The following is a 16,938-nucleotide window of genomic DNA, read 5'->3' on the forward strand; positions in this document are numbered from 1 at the left end:
ATCAAACTAAAAATAAGAAAGATGAAATTTTTTGTAATAGCTGGAATCATGCTGATTAATTTTGCCGTTCCGTATATCGAATCCCTATGTAATTGTGATTATAATTCAACGAAAATTAATGACATTTGTACGGATAAAGCATTGGATAATACACAACCCACAGTTAATCTCTTTCTATTAAAGACAAATCATGAAAAAAAGGAGTAAAAGTTATAGTATTGGAGTATTGGTGGTATGGCTGATGAGTTTAATCTGGGTGGCAAAGGAGCTGCAAGCAGGTACTAACAGTAATCTGGTATATAGCCTAAGAGAAGTCAACAAATGGGTTTTCTATATTTTATTTCTGTTTTTTATTAATAGGATTGCTTTTGTTCAAATAGATAAGCGTTTCGAAAGTAAGTTAGCTACGGATAAAAGGGCATTTTATTTGGCATTGATGTTGGGGTATATGGTTGCACTTTTTTCGTGTTTTTATGTCCCACATGTCTATCAAACCATAGATTATCTCATTATAGACCAAAAACCGTTTAACGAATGGGTGTATACGGAACCGTTTACCAACTTTGTTAATTACGCTATCGTAATTCCGCTATTGATCTATTTTGGATATTACTTTTATTTCAATCGGCGTAAACAATCGATCTTACTACAAAAGGAAAAAGTCATATCAGGTAATGTATCGGCGCAATTTGAAAGTTTAAAAAATCAATTGGATCCGCATTTCCTGTTTAATAGTTTAAACGTGTTAAACTCCTTAATAGAAGAGAATCCCGATCAAGCGCAGGATTTTACACAAGCCCTATCAAAGATTTATCGTTATATCCTAGATCAAAAGAATAAAACCTTAGTATCGATAGAAGAGGAGATTGATTTTGCCAGAACCTATATGTTATTACTTCAAATGCGTTTTGAAGATAGCGTCACTTACGATTTTCCAAAGGAGATAAAAAACACTGAGGCCAAAGTAATACCCTTATCCTTGCAGTTGCTACTCGAAAATGTAATCAAACACAATAAAACCAGTACCCTACATCCAATCCACATATCTATAGTTGAAGAGCAAGATTATTTGGTTGTCGAGAATAACTTACAAAAGAAAAAATCATATGATGATCGCAAGGGTATCGGTTTACAAAATATAGCCGATCGATATGCCCTAATTACCTCTAAGCAGGTTATCATCGATGAAAATGAACATGCATTTGCAGTAAAAATACCTATACTAATCAAAAAAACATATATCATGGAAATTTTAAACGAAAACGAAGAAATGTTATTGATCAAAGCTAAGAAACGCGTCGAGGATATTAAAAAATTCTATAGCCACTTGACCACTTATATCGCTGTCAATACTTTTTTAATGGTGATTAACTTATATACCGAACCATCTTTTTTATGGTTTTTATTCCCGCTTTTCGGTTGGGGAATCGGATTGTTATCACAAGGGATGCGTGTATACAATTACAATCTGTTCTTAGGTCGTAATTGGGAGGACAAAAAACTTCAAGAGATTTTGGATGAAGAAAAACGCAGAAATGCTAAATGGGAATAAGGATGGAGTCAGCGATAAACAATTCTAAAGTGAGAGTAGCTCAAACACTTTATGCCAAATCAAGATTAAGACGTTTACGTAATTTATACATCCGATTAGCGATCTGTTTAATGGTTAGTGTTTTTATTATAGGGATACATTATATTGAATTTGAAAATATAGAAGTCCATTCGTTTTATTCCCCTTTTGAATTACCAGCGCTTTGGCTTTTTTGTATTGCAATTCAATTTATGTTTTTTTATGCCGATAAAATCCCATTGCTAAAAAAGTGGCAACAAAATCTGCTTCAAAAAACTTTCCTAAAAGAGAGGAATTCCTTTGAGAATCGATTTTTAAGCAAAAGTGAACGCCGTTGATTTTTAATAAAAAACCGACTCGTACAATCGCCAAACCAAGCATCAAAGCCATACTATACTAACAAGAACTACTTATGAAAATCATCATTATTGAAGACGAAAAACCAGCCGCGAGATTGTTGGAACGGAAAATAGAAAAATTGGGATATGAGGTACAAACCAAATTGGGGTCTGTAGAAGAGTCAATCGTATGGTTATCCAATAATGAAACACCCGACCTGATCTTTTTAGATATTCAATTGTCCGATGGTTTGTCTTTTGAGATTTTTGAAAAAGTAGTCATTAACAGCGCAATTATTTTTACAACGGCCTACGATGAGTATGCCTTAAGAGCTTTTAAACTCAATAGTATCGACTATTTACTAAAACCAATTCAAGATGGCGAATTGCAATTTGCCATTCAAAAGTATATCGATCATAAAAACTCGTTTTTTGAGTTTTCAGATCAATTGAATTTGTTTAAGAAGTTTATTGATAAAGAGAGCAAGCCCGTGTATAAAGAGCGATTCTCCATCAAAATTGGCCAACAAATCAAGATCGTATTCACCAGTGATATTGCCTGCTTTTACAGTGAAAACAAAGCAACGTATATCAAAACAAAGGATCATCGAAACTATTTAATTGAGCTGTCTCTAGATCAATTGGAAGAAATGTTGTCACCAGATCACTTTTTTAGAATAAGTAGGCAATTTATAGTAGCTTTGACCGATATTAAGGATATTTCAGTTTTCAGCAATTCTCGATTGAAATTGTGTTTAAACCACTATAATGAAGAGGAGCTGATTGTAAGTCGCGAGCGCGTAGCTGAATTTAAAACTTGGATTGGATAATCGTAATTCGGGAGTCGAAAATCGGGAGTCGTGGAAAGTAGTGTAGAATAATTAAAATAAAAAATAGAATGATAGCATTTTCTTATACCATATTATATGTGGCTGATGTAGCTCAGGCGATGAGTTTTTACGAAAGAGCGTTTGGATTTACACAAAAATTCCGAACTCCTGAAAATGATTATGGTGAAATGGTCTCGGGTTCTACTGCCTTGGCTTTTGCATCTAAAGAATTGGCGCAAAGTAATTTGAGTGAGGGTTTTTTAGACAGTTCTTCAAAGGAAAAACCCTTTGGTATCGAATTGGGTTTTGTAACAGCCGATGTTGCTACTGCTGTAGAAAAGGCGGTTGCAGAAGGGGCTGTCTTATATGAACCGATTGTCGTAAAACCTTGGGGACAATCTGTTGCTTATATCAGAGATTTAGATGGTTTTTTAATTGAGCTTTGTAGTCCTATGGGATAATTTCGAAGACACCCATTAATAAGTTATTTGTTAGAAAATGAATTGAGTTAATAAAAACTCAATTCATTTTTAAGTATAAACACGGTTTTGTGGACTGTGTCATTTTGAATCTTTATTATGTTGATTTCTTTTTAAGCCAACCTTTAGTAGGTGTAAAGATTAATGAGATTCCGGCATAATTTCCTTTAATGGTGTAAACGCCTGTTTTGGTTTCATTGTTATCTAAATCAAATTGATAAACACCTTGTTTGGGATAATTTAAAAGTTGGGAATTAAAAAAAACATCCATTTGAAACAATCCACGATTGGTTAAGTAATTTAAACCTACGGAAAAATCTAATGAGCCAGTAATTTGTTGTTCATCGGATTCAGCTATAAATAAAGTGCGTTCTTTTTGTTGATTATAGTCAAATACACTTACCACTAATTTGTCATTACCACCGCTTGTCCTGAGATCTAAGCTTGTACCTAAGCCAAGAACAAAATTCAAATTTTCACTGATATTGTGAAAATACTCGGTTTTAAAAGTTTGTGAAAAAACAAATTGGCTTGCCATTTGAAAATGACCTAATTCATTGGAATAATTATAACCGACATTCCAATCCTCTTCACTTATATGAATATTGAAAGTCGGATTAAATGTTTTAGCTATAAGACCGGCTTTGAAATTAAAATCGTTTATCTGATAAAAATTGTAAAAGAAACCAAATTGTATAGAAAAGGGGTTATTAAATGATATACTAGGTGAATTAGTACTATTATCATAAACGTTACCTACCGAATATCCTTGATGTATTGCCGGCTGTAATACGAAACTAAATTTAGTGCATCCTTCGCCAAATAATTTTTCTGCAGTTTGAGAAAGGGATGTACTGGGAAAACATAATATAAAAAGCAGGAGTAATATCGTTCTATTACAGTTCATAATAATCCATTTTGAGATTAACAGAGCCTTGTTTGTGATAACTGTATGCTTTTTGAGGTTGTATTCCTATGATTAGGCTGCCACCTTCATATCTATGGCCACTGAATTTGGCTTTTACTCTTCTTCGTTTTCGTTCCTTAACTAAATATTTTTCAAATTGTCTGCTACAGTCTTGATAGAGAATACAATTGTTGGTTCCGTAAGCGCCAGTTATTCCCGCTGTTATGGTTGTTCTGCTTCTTTTCCATTTCCCTCGTTTCTTTTTATAACCTACTGTTAAAGCAGATATTTTCTTTGCTCCCCACGCACTATTATTAATAACTTTGGATTTTGTTTTGATTCTGTCAGAGCCGTTTGTATGATATTTTGCACTCTTTACGTGTTTCTTGCATGGTGACGGTTTTTCGTATGTTTTCTCGTCCGTAAAGCCTTTTAAAATAACATTGGGATTATTTTTTGGGGTAGTACCATTGCTTATTTGTGAAATAGCTTCTAAATCCCAATTATGAACTTCTATCCAACTGTGGTCACTAATCAATTTGTAATAAATATAAGTTGCTTTTGATTCACCAATAATCACTTCGGCATTTTCACTGAATAAGGTTCTTTCAGTTTCATCAAATATAAAATGATTATCAGGATCTTCTTTAATATCCCATTCACCATCCCCTTGGAGTTGCAGCCAATCACTTTCTAGAATATCAATTTTTTTTCGAAGTGAGCAGAAACCTAAATCTTTTTCAAAATTAATTAAAATATTGTCCTCGTCAAAACCAGCCTCATTAGCTAAAGTTTCATATTTATCATCACTTATTTCACTTGGAACAGTTGCATCAAATAAATCGCAATCGTAATCAATCAACTTATCTAATTCATCAGCTGTTTCCCAAAGTTTATTCCAAGTGGGAAAAATTAGAATATCGTATTTACAATCAGTAGCATTATGGATCGCTATTGATTGAATATAGCTAAACATCGTACTTTTTTTTTGTATTAATGGATAGTCATTGTTTGCATTTTTGCCCTGTGGTAAATCTGCGGTATCACAAGAAACAACTAATCCCCCAATTAGGATTGTTAAGTGTAAAAGAGTTTTTTTCATAATCGTAAATTAATTTATAAGAAATTTTTAAACCAAACGTAAACGCTTATGAAGCTTTAATTTTATTGTTTTTTTGCTCATTTTCTGATGAAACACGGGGGATTGTTATACATCTTTTTGTTCAATATTGCTGTCAACGCTGGGGGCTGTGACATCAGGACTAAAGATAAAACTAAAGCCAGGAATTTTAGATAATATTGATTATAAGTCGTTTACTTCGGGCTAAAATAAAAAAAAATTATTTTCAATCCACAAAATATTATATATGTTTTCAAAAAAATGGAATAAAATATTTGGTTATTACCACAAAATAATGGTAGCAGTGTTATAAATTTTAATAGGTAAAACTTTTAAAATAAAAAATCCTTATCGAAAAATCGAGCGCTAGGTTTTATTATTTCAGTAGCAAGGCTGTTGTATTGTAGTTTTCGCACTGATAAGTTGTCGATACCGATCTTTTGGAAGTTATAATCGTATTAACGTATACGTATTTATAACAGCATTTTTGCGTAATTCGTTATTGTGCTAAATGCTGTTGAATAAGGGCTAAACGCTCTTTCATAACGATCTTGCGGTCTTTTTTAAGTTGTTCCATCGTACTTTTATGTGCATCAATCGCAATTCTCGCTTCTTTTATAGCTGCTAAATGTTCATTCATTGCTAATTCACGAAGTTTTTCACTTTCTTTAATCGCCGCTGCTCTTGATGGAACTGAATTTTTAAGAGCATTCATTGCTAGCTCAGCAGCTTCTATAGCCATTTTACGCTGTTCCTCGATGGCTTTCCTACTTTCCAATATAGCTTTTTTGCTTTCTTCTACAGCTTTTTTACCCTCTTCTAAGGCTCTTTTACTTTCCATTATAGCTATTTTGCTCTCTTGCATGGCGATTTTGCTTTCCGCTATCGCTTTTTCGCGATCGGCTATAATCTTTTTCCCTGCTGTCGAATGGGGATCTAGCTGTATAAAATCAGGGTTCGCCTCTAAGGGTTCCGCAGTGATAGTGTATATGGCTGATTTTTTGTTTTTATAGATAGGAGAATCATCCTTTTGTACTCCAAGAGTTGTTGTGGGTTCTACTGGGGGCGTTGGAGGAGTTGGAGGGATAGATGGTAATGCAGGGGATATAGGCGGTGTTGGTGGTGTTGGTGGTGTTGGTGGTGTTGGAGGACCAAGTGTATCTGTCTGTTGATACGAATTCGATTGCTTTACCTGAGCAACGGTTTTAATTTGAAACAACACGGTAAATACAAGTACAGCAGCTAATGGTAGACCAAATCTCCAGAATTCAGTCTTTTTAGTTTTGGATTGGTTAATTTTCATGATACGAGTCTTTAAAAAGGATTGGTTAAACGAATGAGTCAACGTATTTGACATGGGAAAACCCATGGTTTTTAATAAGGTTTTTTGATATAATGACTTTTCGTTCATGACATCTAATACGGTTTGATCGGTTAAGTATTCTAAGTTTTTATCAATACTGCTTTTGAGCTTCCAAACGAATGGGTTAAACCAAAAGATACAACAGCTAATTTGTATGAGTAAAAGGTCTAAAGTATGCTTTTGTCGAATGTGAATTTCCTCGTGTAACAGTATTACTTTTAATTCCGATTCACTGTAGTTTTTGGAATTGAAATAGATACTGTCCCAAAATGAGAAAGGCGTTTTTATATGGGCTTGGTCGTAATATTTGATGCCATTGAGCTCTAGAGCTTGATATTTAACACTTAAAGCTTTTGTTTTATAAATGTTTTTTAATAACTTAATAATAAGTAGTATAGATGTGGATAGGGAAATTATAAATATGTAAAAAGCATATGGAAATGTTTCATTATGAAGACTCGGTGATACTGTCAATTGAGCAGGGTGATCAACGGGAACTATTGGAGCAACCCATACGGTTTTTGTAATATACATCAAGGGCAACCCAATGGAAATGACGATAGAAAAAAGAAAGTAAAATCGATTTTCCCTGTAAAAAGTAGTGCGCTCTAGTAGCCCAATATACAGTATATAAAAGACGGCTAGTAAGGCATTAACTTTTAGTATATAAAGAAATAAGGCTTCCATAATGCAGCTATTTTTTTTCTATCATTTTTAAAATTTCCTCCAGCTCTTGAGCGGATATCTTTTCCTCCTTGGCAAAGTGAGAAACCACATCGAGATAGGACCCCTTGAAAAAAGCATCTACCGCTTTAGCCATGAATTTATTCCTGTAATCCGTTAGTTTGATCAAGGGAAAGTATTGGTGCGTTTTACCATAGGCCTGATAACCGACGTATTTTTTTTCCTCCAAGTTGCGTACTATAGTCGATAGCGTATTGTAATGTATATCTTCATCGGTAAGTTCAGCCATAATATCTTTGACAAAAGCCTTTTCTAACTTCCAGATCACTTGCATGATTTGTTCCTCTTTATTGGTCAATTTTTCCATTGTATTGATATTGAAGTGTTTTTATATAAACAAACCTATAACTATTTTTTTAGTTATACAACTATTTTTGTAGTTTGTTTGGTTTTTTTTATTCTATCCTTGTTTTGATATTGATTATCTTTGTTTGCTTAATTAAACTCACTAAGAAAAATATCGACGATGAAACAGATCATAGAGCATTACTTTCAGCTCAATAAGCACCATACGACGATTCGGAAGGAATTAACGGCGGGAGTCATTACGTTTTTGACGATGTCGTATATCTTAGTAGTGAATCCCAATATTTTAGCTCAGGCGGGAATGGATCGCGAGGCCTTGTTTACGACCACGGCTTTAGCAACTATATTCGCTACGCTGATGATGGGACTCTATGCCAAATTGCCGATCGCTCAAGCTCCGGGAATGGGACTCAATAGTTTTTTCACGTTTACGGTGGTGTTGACGATGGGTTATACCTGGCAATTTGCGTTAACGGCTGTTTTTATTGAAGGTATTATCTTTTTGCTTTTAACGTTCTTTAATATACGGGAACTGATTGTCAAAAACATTCCGGTCATACTCAAAGAATCGATTCCAGTAGGTATCGGTTTGTTTATCACCTTGATCGGATTGAAGGGAGCGGGAATTATTATATCAGATACCAATACTTTAGTTCGTTTAGGCGATTTTTCACAGCACAACGTTTGGATTGCTTTTCTTGGTTTGTTGGTTACTGGGGTCTTATTTGCGAGAAATGTCAACGGTGCGATCTTATTGGGGATACTCGTGGCTACGGGTTTTGGTTTTATTTTAGGAGATGTCGTTTGGCCTTCCACAGCTATAGTCGCATTACCGCCTTCAATAGAACCGATATTCGGACAGGCACTGGCTCCAATGTTAACCGAAGAGGGATGGAAGCAAATCCTTTCATTAGATATGCTTGTTGTGGTTTTTACCTTTTTGTTTGTCAATCTTTTCGATACGGTTGGTACCTTAATTGGAGTGATTTCCAAAACGAATTTAGCCGATGCCGATGGTAATTTCCCCCAAATGAAGAAAGCTTTGTTCTCCGATGCCTTAGGAACCACTTTTGGCGCTGTTTTAGGTACCAGCTCTGTGACTTCCTATGTAGAGAGTGCTTCCGGAGTAGCTTCTGGTGGACGTACAGGACTTACCGCGGTTGGAGTGGCTTTGATGTTTGGACTATCCTTGTTTTTAGCACCTTTGTTTTTAATGATACCCGCAGCAGCAACATCTCCTGCTTTAATTATAGTGGGTCTATTTATGATTTCATCGGTTTCGAAAATTAATTTTGACGATATGAGTGAAGGTTTACCGGCTTTTCTAACGATTGTTTTAATGCCTTTTACCTATAGTATTGCAGAGGGGATCGTTTTTGGTATATTGAGTTTTACATTTTTAAAACTCTTTACGGGCAAATACCGACAGATTACCTTAACTTTAGCGGTACTTTCGATACTTTTTTTGGTAAAAATTATCTTAGAAGTCGTTTACAAATAGGGTTGAATCACAAAAAGCGAATTAAAAATGAAAGTCGAAAAGAATCAAATTATAACGGTGAATGCAACGATTAAACTGTTGGCAGATGCCTACTTTCCCGATCTAACAAACAAATTACCCTTAGTGATATTCTGTCACGGTTATAAGGGATTTAAAGATTGGGGAGCTTGGGAATTGGCGATGCAAGCCGTTGCAAAAGAAGGTTTTTATGTGGTGAAGTTTAATTTTTCACATAATGGAACGACATTGGATAATCCGTTAGAATTTGAAGATCTTGAAGCATTCGGTCGAAATACCTACAGTCAAGAACAAATCGATTTAACAGCGGTAATCAACCATTTTAAGAATCGTATTGAAGTAGATCAGAGTCAGATCAGTATCATCGGACACAGTAGAGGTGGAGGGGCTGTTTTGGTTCAAGCACTTGAAAATAACGAGGTCACCAAGGTGGTAAGTTGGGCCGGTGTTGCGGATTTTAAAAGGCGATTCCCTCAAGGAGCGCGGTTTGACAAGTGGAAGGATGAGGGTGTATTTTATGGGCTTAATACCAGAACCAATCAGCAGATGCCTCATTATTTTTCATTTTATCAGGATTTTGAGGCTAATGAGCGAAAATTCGATATCCAAAATTGTGCGCAACATTTAAAGAAACCCCTCTTGATAATTCAGGGTACTGCGGATGAAGCAGTGCCATTAAAAGAAGCGGAATGGTTGCATCTATGGGCTAAAAATTCAGAATTGTATATCATTGAAGGGGCAGACCATGTTTTTGGTGCGCGTCATCCTTGGGATAAAAAAGAGCTACCGCTTGATTTATCTAAAGTGATTGATCAAACGGTAGCTTTTTTAAAGAAATAACTGACATTCGATCGTGCATCGAATGAACGGTTTAAATTATGATTTACTCTTTGTCGTAGTAAAATAGGTTTTTTGAGCTTCGAGTACCAAATAGAACTGTACTCCAAACAATAACGAGGCTACAACCAAATGCAGTGTTTGCGCTCCGAATGGGAAATGCCAATAGTACATCGCAATACCAGAAAGGATTTCTAATGCCAATAGTATCATAACCCAATTGAGTTTTCTATATCCGAGTTCTTTGCGTTTATTTCTTAAGAATAGAAAGAGATTGACAAACACCACTATAAAAGAAAAGGTACGGTGAATGTAAAATTCAAAGGTAGGATCATTTAACCACAAATATTCATTTCCGATACCAGCGCGAACTTGTTCGTCAACAAATTGTCTGACCTGAGTTCCTAAAACCACTTGAATCAGCGTCAATAACAACGAGATATAAAGAAAGATAATAAACTTGGAATCGTTCTTTTTAGGCTCTTTTTTAACACGTGCCACTCTGACGATATAAATCAATATAGCAACAATAACCAAGGCCATAATCATGTGAACCGTGATTTTTATTGGGTTCAATACGGAGAACACTACAGTAGCTCCTAACCAGGCTTGAAATCCCATTAAAAAAACGACCAACCAAGACAAGGCTACTAATTTTTTTTGAGTTCGCCAATAGGCAAATGAAAACACGGCCATCACCAAACAAGCCACTCCTGCTATAGCTCCGCTAAGGCGATTGAGGTATTCTGTCCAAGTGTGTTTGGCATTAAAAGTAGCATAATCGTGTTTGGTGTATTTGGTCCAATTCTGTTCTTGGTACACATCTGTTGTCGTAAAATCCTCTTTAGCGACCCACAAACTTTCATCGTGAATGATTACCTGTCCCTTTTTAAATTCGTGATCCGGTTGCCACAATATTTCAGAAATGTCTGTAGGTGGAATATAATAACCAAAACATTTTGGCCAATCTGGACAACCCATACCCGAACCGGTCATACGTACTAACGCCCCAGCAAAAATCACTACATACACCAGTATTAAAGAGGTTTTTGCAAGAGGTAAAAAATAGTTTTTCATAGTAATATTGATTTGTATTATGGTATTAGGAATGTTTGTTATAAAATAACAGCCATCTAATAATTCATTCTATTATTGTACGGTATTCGGGTTTGTCAGTCCCATCTGACGTGCCTTATCCATCATAAATTGATGGGCAGCTTCATATTCGTTGGGAATTATTCCCTCCAAAATAGCCTCTTTTATAGCTTCTTTTAAAACACCGATTTCGCGTGAAGGCGGTAAGTTAAATAAGGCCATAATTTCTTCGCCAGAAATGGGCGGTTGAAACTGACGCACGTGATCGCGCTCTTCAACTTCTACTATTTTGTTGCGAACAATTTTAAAATTGTGATGATACTTTTTAAACTTAATCGCATTTTTCGTCGTGATATCAGCCTCGCATAAAATCATCAAATCTTCAACGTCTTCTCCGGCATCGAAAATCAATCTTCTTACAGCTGAATCGGTTACGGTTTTTTGAGACAGTACTACCGGACGTGAACTCATGGTGACCATCTTCTGTACATATTTCAATTTGTGGTTTAACGGCATGTGTAAACGTTGAAAGATCTTTTTAACCATTTTACCACCAATAAATTCATGTCCGTGAAAAGTCCAACCTTGTTTTTTGTTGAAACGTTTGGTGGGAGCTTTTCCAATGTCGTGCAACAAAGCCGACCAACGCAGCCATAAATCATCCGTTTTTGTACAGATATTATCGACGACTTCTAACGAATGATAAAAATTGTTTTTATGCGTATGTCCTTCAATTTCCTCTACTTGGTTTAAAGCCGTTAATTCCGGTAATATCATATCGAGCAAACCCGAATGATACAACAGTAAAAATCCCGTTGAAGGCTTTTTTGTCAATAAAATTTTATGGAGCTCGTCGACAATTCTTTCGCCAGATATAATACTAAGGCGCTTGTGATTTCTAGTGATGGCCTCTAAGGATTCTGCTTCAATTACAAAATCCAATTGCGCTGCAAATCGAATCGCTCGCATCATGCGCAAAGGATCATCGGAATAGGTTATATCTGGATTTAAAGGGGTTTTGATGACTTTGTTATCCAAATCATCCAAGCCGTTGAACGGATCGATTAAAGTTCCGTAATCACTTTGATTCAAGCTTAAAGCCAAGGCGTTAATGGTGAAATCACGTCGGTTTTGATCGTCCTCTAGGGTTCCGTCTTCAACAACGGGATTGCGACTGTCAAAGTGATAAGACTCTTTTCGAGCACCTACAAATTCGATATCGATATCGTCAAAGCGCAACATGGCCGTACCATAAGTTTTAAATACTTGAACTTTCGGTTGATTAGGCAATAATTTTGAGACTTCCAAAGCCAATTCAATACCGCTGCCTACAGCTACAATATCAATGTCTTTTTTAGAATCTCTTTTTAATAAGTAATCTCTGACAAAACCACCTATGACATAACAATCTAAGGATAGATTTTGTGCAGCTTGGGAGATATATTCAAATATAGGATGCGTTAAGGCGTCTTTATACGGTAAGGGTTGTTTCATAATTCAAATTCAAAAAATAGCAAGTTATTTTCTAATAATCGTCACTTTGCTATCTGTTGTCAGTTTAATAATTGTCGAAGGCGGGCTCGCTTTACGATCTTGATGCAAATTTACCACATAGTCTACACCTTCCAAAATAATAGGGTTGATTTCTTGAAAAGTACGAGGAGTCACATCGCCGCTGACGTTGGCAGAAGTCGATACCAAGGGCGATTTCATCCGCTCTATTAATTTGAAACAAAAGGGATCTGTCACAATTCGAATACCCAAAGAATCATCGGCCGCAATAATTTCTTTAGCAACATTTTTTGGGTGATCCAAGATTAAAGTGGTCGGTTTATCTGAACATTCAAGGATTTGCCATGCCACTTCTGGTATTTCTTTAAAAATTTGATGCAACATTCGATCGCCATTAACCAAAACAATCATACTCTTTGACTCGGCTCTTTTCTTTAAATCAAATATTTTTTTAATCGCTGCTGAGTTATTGGCATCACATCCCAAACCCCAAACCGTATCGGTAGGGTATAAAATGATACCTCCATTTTGAATGACTTCATAAGCTTTATGTACCTCTTGTTGAATCTCTTCCATCTGTTGTATTCCTTTATTTTGTATCTTGTAAATAGCTTGTAAAATTAGTGAAATTATGGCTTAATCTCTAAGAAAATCAAGCAAAAGTCAATAAATTAACAGCTGCTAATAATTAAGTTTTTTTTAAGAAAGGTATTCGCAATTTGAGCTATATTTATGATTCACTAAAAAAACAATCCTTTTTTGTTCGATAATATAATTATATCCCCTTATGGAATTTAATAAAAATGAAATTTTAGCACATTGTAAAGCCTTTTCAAAGAACACTTTAATGGAAACTCTAGACATCGAATTTATCGATGCAGGCCCGGAGTTTTTAACCGCTAAAATGCCTGTCAATTCTAAGGTTCATCAACCTTTGGGATTGCTACATGGCGGAGCCACGGTTGCCTTAGCTGAAAGCGTAGGTAGTTCGGCTTCGTTTATGTTGATCAACACCGAATTCGAAGAGGCGCGCGGTATAGAAATTTCTGCCAATCACCTCAGAAGTAAACGAGACGGTACGGTTTATGCCACAGCTCGAATTCTTCATAAAGGTAGAACTTTACATCTGTGGGAAATCAGAATTACCGATGAAGAAGATCGATTGATTAGTATTTGTAAAATCACTAATATGATCCTAAAGAAGTAGTTAAATGCCTTTATTTAAACAAGTAGTTGATGCCTTAGATCAACAAAAACCCTTTGTGATTTACTCCAAATCCAATCAGCAAACCGTGGTGGGTATGTTTCAAAAAACAGCAGCGCTGTTCAAATTGGACGATTACAAATCCAAGGGATTTGTTTTTGCTCCGTTTGACGGGCAGCAAGCGGTATTTATTCCATATTCAGAATCAGAGGTGATCGTTGAACCGTGGATTCCAAATGAGGAAGTGGCCAAAGAGGTGACTTTGAATTATGATGACAAGCGGGCTAGTAGTGCTTTTGAAGCCTTGGTTAAAAAGGGCGTAGCAGCTATTAAGTCAGCGCGTTTTGACAAAGTAGTTTTATCGCGAAAAGAAACCCTTGTTAGGGAATCCATAAGTGTTATCGATTGGTATAAAAAGCTAAAATCAACCTATCCAACTGCGTTTTGTTATTTGTTTTTTCATCCTGAAGTAGGAATGTGGATGGGGGCAACTCCAGAGCAATTGTTAAAAGTAGGGGACAATCGAGTATTTACGATGGCTTTGGCGGGTACACAACTCGATAAACAACAAAATCCCGTGGTTTGGGGTGAAAAAGAACAGCAGGAACAACGTTTTGTGACCGACTTTATACTCGATTCATTGAGTGAATATGTAACGGAGCTTTCGATCACAGCGCCGTTTACAGCTTATGCGGGTACTATCATGCACATACGCACGGATATTGAAGGGAATTTGAACAATATCGACGATTTAAAAAATATTATAGACAAATTACATCCGACACCTGCGGTATGTGGTATGCCAAAACAAGCCTCTAGAGACTTTATTTTAGCTGAAGAAGGCTATGATCGTAAATTTTACAGCGGTTATTTGGGAGAACTCAATGGCGATTTAACATTAAATAAGGACGGATTTACAGATTTATTTGTTAACTTAAGGTGTATGGAGTTGGAAGAACATCAAATCCATTTATACCTGGGTTGCGGAATCACTAGAGATAGTGTTGCAAGTGATGAATTTATTGAAACGGTCAATAAATCAAGTACAATGAAAAAAATAGTATCATGACGATGAAATTAGATATATTGGCATTTGGAGCGCATCCAGATGATGTTGAATTGGGTTGCGGAGCCACTTTGGCCAAAGAGATTTCTTTGAGCAAGAAAGTGGGGATTATCGACTTAACGCGCGGTGAATTGGGTACTCGAGGTTCTGCAGAGATCAGAGACCAAGAAGCTGCTGCTGCGGCAAAAATATTGGGGATCACTGCACGTGAAAACCTTCGCTTTCGCGACGGCTTTTTCACCAATGATGAGTATCATCAACTCGAAGTGATTAAAATGATCCGAAAATACCGTCCAGAAATCGTTTTGTGCAATGCGATTGACGACCGTCATATCGACCATGGAAAGGCGAGTAAGTTGGTCTCTGAGGCTGCTTTTTTGTCGGGACTTCGACGTATAGAAACCACTATCGACGGTATACCACAAGATGCTTGGCGTCCGAAAGTAGTGTATCACTATATTCAATGGAAAAACATAGAGCCGGATTTTGTAGTTGATGTCACCGGATTTATCGATTCAAAAATCGAGGCTGTTTTGGCCTATAGCTCGCAGTTTTATGAGCCAGGTTCTCAAGAGCCCATCACGCCGATTACGTCAAAAAACTTCTTGGATAGCATTACGTATCGCGCTCAGGACCTCGGAAGATTGATTGGGACTGATTTTGCAGAAGGTTTTACTGTGGAGAGGTATTTGGCTGTCAATAGTTTAGATAATTTGATATGATTTTTATCAAAAAACCTTTGGAGGCAAAGGAAATATGGCTATATTTGCACTCGTAAAACAATAGACGGTGATTGTAGCTCAGTTGGTTAGAGCGTCGGATTGTGGTTCCGAAGGTCGGGGGTTCGAGACCCCTCATTCACCCCAATCGCAGGATTTAAGTTTTACACGGTGATTGTAGCTCAGTTGGTTAGAGCGTCGGATTGTGGTTCCGAAGGTCGGGGGTTCGAGACCCCTCATTCACCCAGAAACAGCAGCCTGTTATCTTAGGATAACAGGCTTTTTTTGTGGCAACAACTCGGGATTTGATCAGTGATAAAGCAGCGAAAAGACCAATAAATAACTTATCTTAGCCACGCTTTTTAAAACGTAAATCAACGACCATTCTCAATAACATATCATGAAATTAATCGAAAATCAAGAATACACTCAGTTAAATACTTTAGAACAGGCAGAATACTTCGAATGTACTTTTGAAAATTGTGATTTCAATCGGTTTAATTTCGGTCAATTTGAATTTGAGAATTGCACTTTTAGAAACTGTAATCTGAGTTTGGGTCAATTCAATCAAACCTCGTTTCGCGATGTGGAATTTGTCGATTGCAAGCTGATGGGAATCGATTTTTCTAAAGTCAATGGATTTTTGATGCAATTTCATTTTCTAAACTGCAACCTGCAATTCTGTATTTTCAACGGTTTAAAAATTAAGAAAACGATTTTTAGAAGCTGCGAAATACAAGATGTCGATTTTTCGCAATGCGATCTAACTCAAGCGTCGTTTGATGGCTCCGACTTAAACCGTGCCGTATTTGATGCTACTAATCTGACTCAGGCGGACTTTAGAACAGCGAGAAATTTTGCTATTCGACCAGAATCTAATATGATTAGAAAGGCCAAATTCAATCAAAATAATTTGATGGGTTTGGTACAGCACTACCAAATTCAAATTGAGTAAAACACGCAAAACATATCACTGAGTAAAACTGCAACGATTGACTGTAAAATGCTTCTACACTATATCTAGAGTGCCTAACAAACTTTGTTAGGGCTGTAATACGCAAACGGTAAACCCATACTAAGTTTTTAGTGTGGGTTTATCGTTTAAAACTGTTTTTCTATTCTTTTAATATACTGAACCGCTAGAGTTCGTATTGTTTTTAATGCAGTTTTACTTTGTTTTTATTGTATTAAAATTTATTTTTTCGTCTTTTTTATAATTACAATATAGTTAAATTTCATTTTTTAACATCAAATTATTTGTATAAAAACTTTCGTTTTTTATTTTTATAGAGCATAATCACTAAAAAAAAAAATGATGAAGAACGCAAA

At 36.0% G+C, this 16,938-nt stretch carries 18 protein-coding genes and 2 tRNA genes; 13 read left to right on the forward strand and 7 right to left on the reverse strand.

The features are described 5' to 3' along the window. The first annotated feature begins 21 nt into the window (after positions 1–21). From L1275_RS13975 to L1275_RS13990, 5 genes are all read left to right on the forward strand, one after another. Positions 22–207 (forward strand): hypothetical protein, encoded by a 186-nt coding sequence (locus L1275_RS13975; RefSeq protein ID WP_253474621.1) that lies wholly within the window; start codon positions 22–24, stop codon positions 205–207. Next, entirely contained in the window at positions 191–1,552 is a 1,362-nt protein-coding gene (locus L1275_RS13980; protein WP_253474623.1) for a 2TM domain-containing protein, read from the forward strand. Before L1275_RS13975 ends, L1275_RS13980 begins: the two co-directional genes overlap by 17 nt. A gap of 2 nt (positions 1,553–1,554) precedes the next feature. Then, entirely contained in the window at positions 1,555–1,908 is a 354-nt protein-coding gene (locus L1275_RS16610; RefSeq protein ID WP_371923491.1) for a 2TM domain-containing protein, read from the forward strand. 74 nt (positions 1,909–1,982) lie between these two features. After that, positions 1,983–2,738, forward strand: a complete 756-nt coding sequence (locus tag L1275_RS13985; protein ID WP_253474626.1) for a LytTR family DNA-binding domain-containing protein — start codon at positions 1,983–1,985, stop codon at positions 2,736–2,738. Positions 2,739–2,806: 68 nt separating this feature from the next. Further along, positions 2,807–3,199, forward strand: a complete 393-nt coding sequence (locus tag L1275_RS13990; protein ID WP_253474629.1) for a VOC family protein — start codon at positions 2,807–2,809, stop codon at positions 3,197–3,199. Positions 3,200–3,314: 115 nt separating this feature from the next. Here L1275_RS13990 and L1275_RS13995 read toward each other — a convergent pair whose 3' ends face one another. The 4 genes from L1275_RS13995 to L1275_RS14010 form a co-directional block, all read right to left on the reverse strand. Then, a complete protein-coding gene (locus L1275_RS13995; RefSeq protein WP_253474633.1) occupies positions 3,315–4,124 on the reverse strand; it encodes a hypothetical protein in 810 nt (269 codons plus the stop codon). Then, on the reverse strand, positions 4,114–5,226 hold the full coding sequence (locus L1275_RS14000; protein WP_253474636.1) for a hypothetical protein: 1,113 nt from the start codon (positions 5,224–5,226) through the stop codon (positions 4,114–4,116). The genes L1275_RS13995 and L1275_RS14000 overlap by 11 nt, the downstream gene beginning before the upstream one ends. Before the next feature lie 517 nt (positions 5,227–5,743). Continuing rightward, entirely contained in the window at positions 5,744–7,294 is a 1,551-nt protein-coding gene (locus tag L1275_RS14005) for a M56 family metallopeptidase (protein WP_253474639.1), read from the reverse strand. 7 nt (positions 7,295–7,301) lie between these two features. Then, positions 7,302–7,658: a BlaI/MecI/CopY family transcriptional regulator gene (locus L1275_RS14010; protein WP_253474643.1), complete on the reverse strand. Its 357-nt coding sequence runs from the start codon at positions 7,656–7,658 to the stop codon at positions 7,302–7,304. A gap of 159 nt (positions 7,659–7,817) precedes the next feature. On the opposite strand from L1275_RS14010, the gene L1275_RS14015 reads away from it, so the two are divergent. Further along, positions 7,818–9,158 carry an NCS2 family permease gene (locus L1275_RS14015; protein ID WP_253474646.1) on the forward strand — a complete coding sequence of 447 codons (1,341 nt, stop codon included), beginning with the start codon at positions 7,818–7,820 and terminating at the stop codon, positions 9,156–9,158. Positions 9,159–9,185: 27 nt separating this feature from the next. Continuing rightward, positions 9,186–10,016, forward strand: coding sequence for a S9 family peptidase (locus L1275_RS14020; protein WP_253474649.1), 831 nt, complete (start codon positions 9,186–9,188; stop codon positions 10,014–10,016). 36 nt (positions 10,017–10,052) lie between these two features. Here the strand turns inward: L1275_RS14020 and L1275_RS14025 are convergent, their stop codons facing one another. The 3 genes from L1275_RS14025 to L1275_RS14035 all read right to left on the reverse strand — a co-directional run bounded on the left by L1275_RS14025 (position 10,053) and on the right by L1275_RS14035 (position 13,196). Beyond that, positions 10,053–11,090 (reverse strand): heme A synthase, encoded by a 1,038-nt coding sequence (locus L1275_RS14025; RefSeq protein WP_253474652.1) that lies wholly within the window; start codon positions 11,088–11,090, stop codon positions 10,053–10,055. 72 nt (positions 11,091–11,162) lie between these two features. Continuing rightward, positions 11,163–12,602: a CCA tRNA nucleotidyltransferase gene (locus L1275_RS14030; protein WP_253474655.1), complete on the reverse strand. Its 1,440-nt coding sequence runs from the start codon at positions 12,600–12,602 to the stop codon at positions 11,163–11,165. Positions 12,603–12,626: 24 nt separating this feature from the next. Then, on the reverse strand, positions 12,627–13,196 hold the full coding sequence (locus L1275_RS14035; protein WP_253474658.1) for an L-threonylcarbamoyladenylate synthase: 570 nt from the start codon (positions 13,194–13,196) through the stop codon (positions 12,627–12,629). 211 nt (positions 13,197–13,407) lie between these two features. On the opposite strand from L1275_RS14035, the gene L1275_RS14040 reads away from it, so the two are divergent. From L1275_RS14040 to L1275_RS14065, 6 genes are all read left to right on the forward strand, one after another. Then, complete coding sequence (locus tag L1275_RS14040; protein WP_253474661.1) at positions 13,408–13,827, forward strand: PaaI family thioesterase; 420 nt, start codon at positions 13,408–13,410, stop codon at positions 13,825–13,827. Positions 13,828–13,831: 4 nt separating this feature from the next. Continuing rightward, positions 13,832–14,893 carry an isochorismate synthase gene (locus L1275_RS14045; RefSeq protein ID WP_253474664.1) on the forward strand — a complete coding sequence of 354 codons (1,062 nt, stop codon included), beginning with the start codon at positions 13,832–13,834 and terminating at the stop codon, positions 14,891–14,893. 2 nt (positions 14,894–14,895) lie between these two features. Then, positions 14,896–15,612: a bacillithiol biosynthesis deacetylase BshB1 gene (gene bshB1 / locus L1275_RS14050; RefSeq protein WP_253474667.1), complete on the forward strand. Its 717-nt coding sequence runs from the start codon at positions 14,896–14,898 to the stop codon at positions 15,610–15,612. A 67-nt stretch (positions 15,613–15,679) separates the two neighbouring features. Next, positions 15,680–15,756, forward strand: a tRNA-His gene (locus L1275_RS14055). A gap of 23 nt (positions 15,757–15,779) precedes the next feature. Further along, positions 15,780–15,855, forward strand: a tRNA-His gene (locus tag L1275_RS14060). A gap of 154 nt (positions 15,856–16,009) precedes the next feature. Next, entirely contained in the window at positions 16,010–16,564 is a 555-nt protein-coding gene (locus tag L1275_RS14065; protein ID WP_253474670.1) for a pentapeptide repeat-containing protein, read from the forward strand. Positions 16,565–16,938: the final 374 nt, after the last annotated feature.

Origin of the sequence: Flavobacterium sp. HSC-61S13 (genome assembly GCF_024171535.1) — a bacterium.
In the GTDB taxonomy this organism is placed as follows: Bacteria; Bacteroidota; Bacteroidia; order Flavobacteriales; family Flavobacteriaceae; genus Flavobacterium.

Coding starts and splice junctions, on each gene's coding strand:
- L1275_RS13975 (WP_253474621.1), top strand. CDS start 22: ATGAAATTTTTTGTAATAGCTGGAATCATGCTGATTAATTTTGCCGTT.
- L1275_RS13980 (WP_253474623.1), top strand. CDS start 191: ATGAAAAAAAGGAGTAAAAGTTATAGTATTGGAGTATTGGTGGTATGG.
- L1275_RS16610 (WP_371923491.1), top strand. CDS start 1,555: ATGGAGTCAGCGATAAACAATTCTAAAGTGAGAGTAGCTCAAACACTT.
- L1275_RS13985 (WP_253474626.1), top strand. CDS start 1,983: ATGAAAATCATCATTATTGAAGACGAAAAACCAGCCGCGAGATTGTTG.
- L1275_RS13990 (WP_253474629.1), top strand. CDS start 2,807: ATGATAGCATTTTCTTATACCATATTATATGTGGCTGATGTAGCTCAG.
- L1275_RS13995 (WP_253474633.1), bottom strand. CDS start 4,124: ATGAACTGTAATAGAACGATATTACTCCTGCTTTTTATATTATGTTTT.
- L1275_RS14000 (WP_253474636.1), bottom strand. CDS start 5,226: ATGAAAAAAACTCTTTTACACTTAACAATCCTAATTGGGGGATTAGTT.
- L1275_RS14005 (WP_253474639.1), bottom strand. CDS start 7,294: ATGGAAGCCTTATTTCTTTATATACTAAAAGTTAATGCCTTACTAGCC.
- L1275_RS14010 (WP_253474643.1), bottom strand. CDS start 7,658: ATGGAAAAATTGACCAATAAAGAGGAACAAATCATGCAAGTGATCTGG.
- L1275_RS14015 (WP_253474646.1), top strand. CDS start 7,818: ATGAAACAGATCATAGAGCATTACTTTCAGCTCAATAAGCACCATACG.
- L1275_RS14020 (WP_253474649.1), top strand. CDS start 9,186: ATGAAAGTCGAAAAGAATCAAATTATAACGGTGAATGCAACGATTAAA.
- L1275_RS14025 (WP_253474652.1), bottom strand. CDS start 11,090: ATGAAAAACTATTTTTTACCTCTTGCAAAAACCTCTTTAATACTGGTG.
- L1275_RS14030 (WP_253474655.1), bottom strand. CDS start 12,602: ATGAAACAACCCTTACCGTATAAAGACGCCTTAACGCATCCTATATTT.
- L1275_RS14035 (WP_253474658.1), bottom strand. CDS start 13,196: ATGGAAGAGATTCAACAAGAGGTACATAAAGCTTATGAAGTCATTCAA.
- L1275_RS14040 (WP_253474661.1), top strand. CDS start 13,408: ATGGAATTTAATAAAAATGAAATTTTAGCACATTGTAAAGCCTTTTCA.
- L1275_RS14045 (WP_253474664.1), top strand. CDS start 13,832: ATGCCTTTATTTAAACAAGTAGTTGATGCCTTAGATCAACAAAAACCC.
- bshB1 (WP_253474667.1), top strand. CDS start 14,896: ATGAAATTAGATATATTGGCATTTGGAGCGCATCCAGATGATGTTGAA.
- L1275_RS14065 (WP_253474670.1), top strand. CDS start 16,010: ATGAAATTAATCGAAAATCAAGAATACACTCAGTTAAATACTTTAGAA.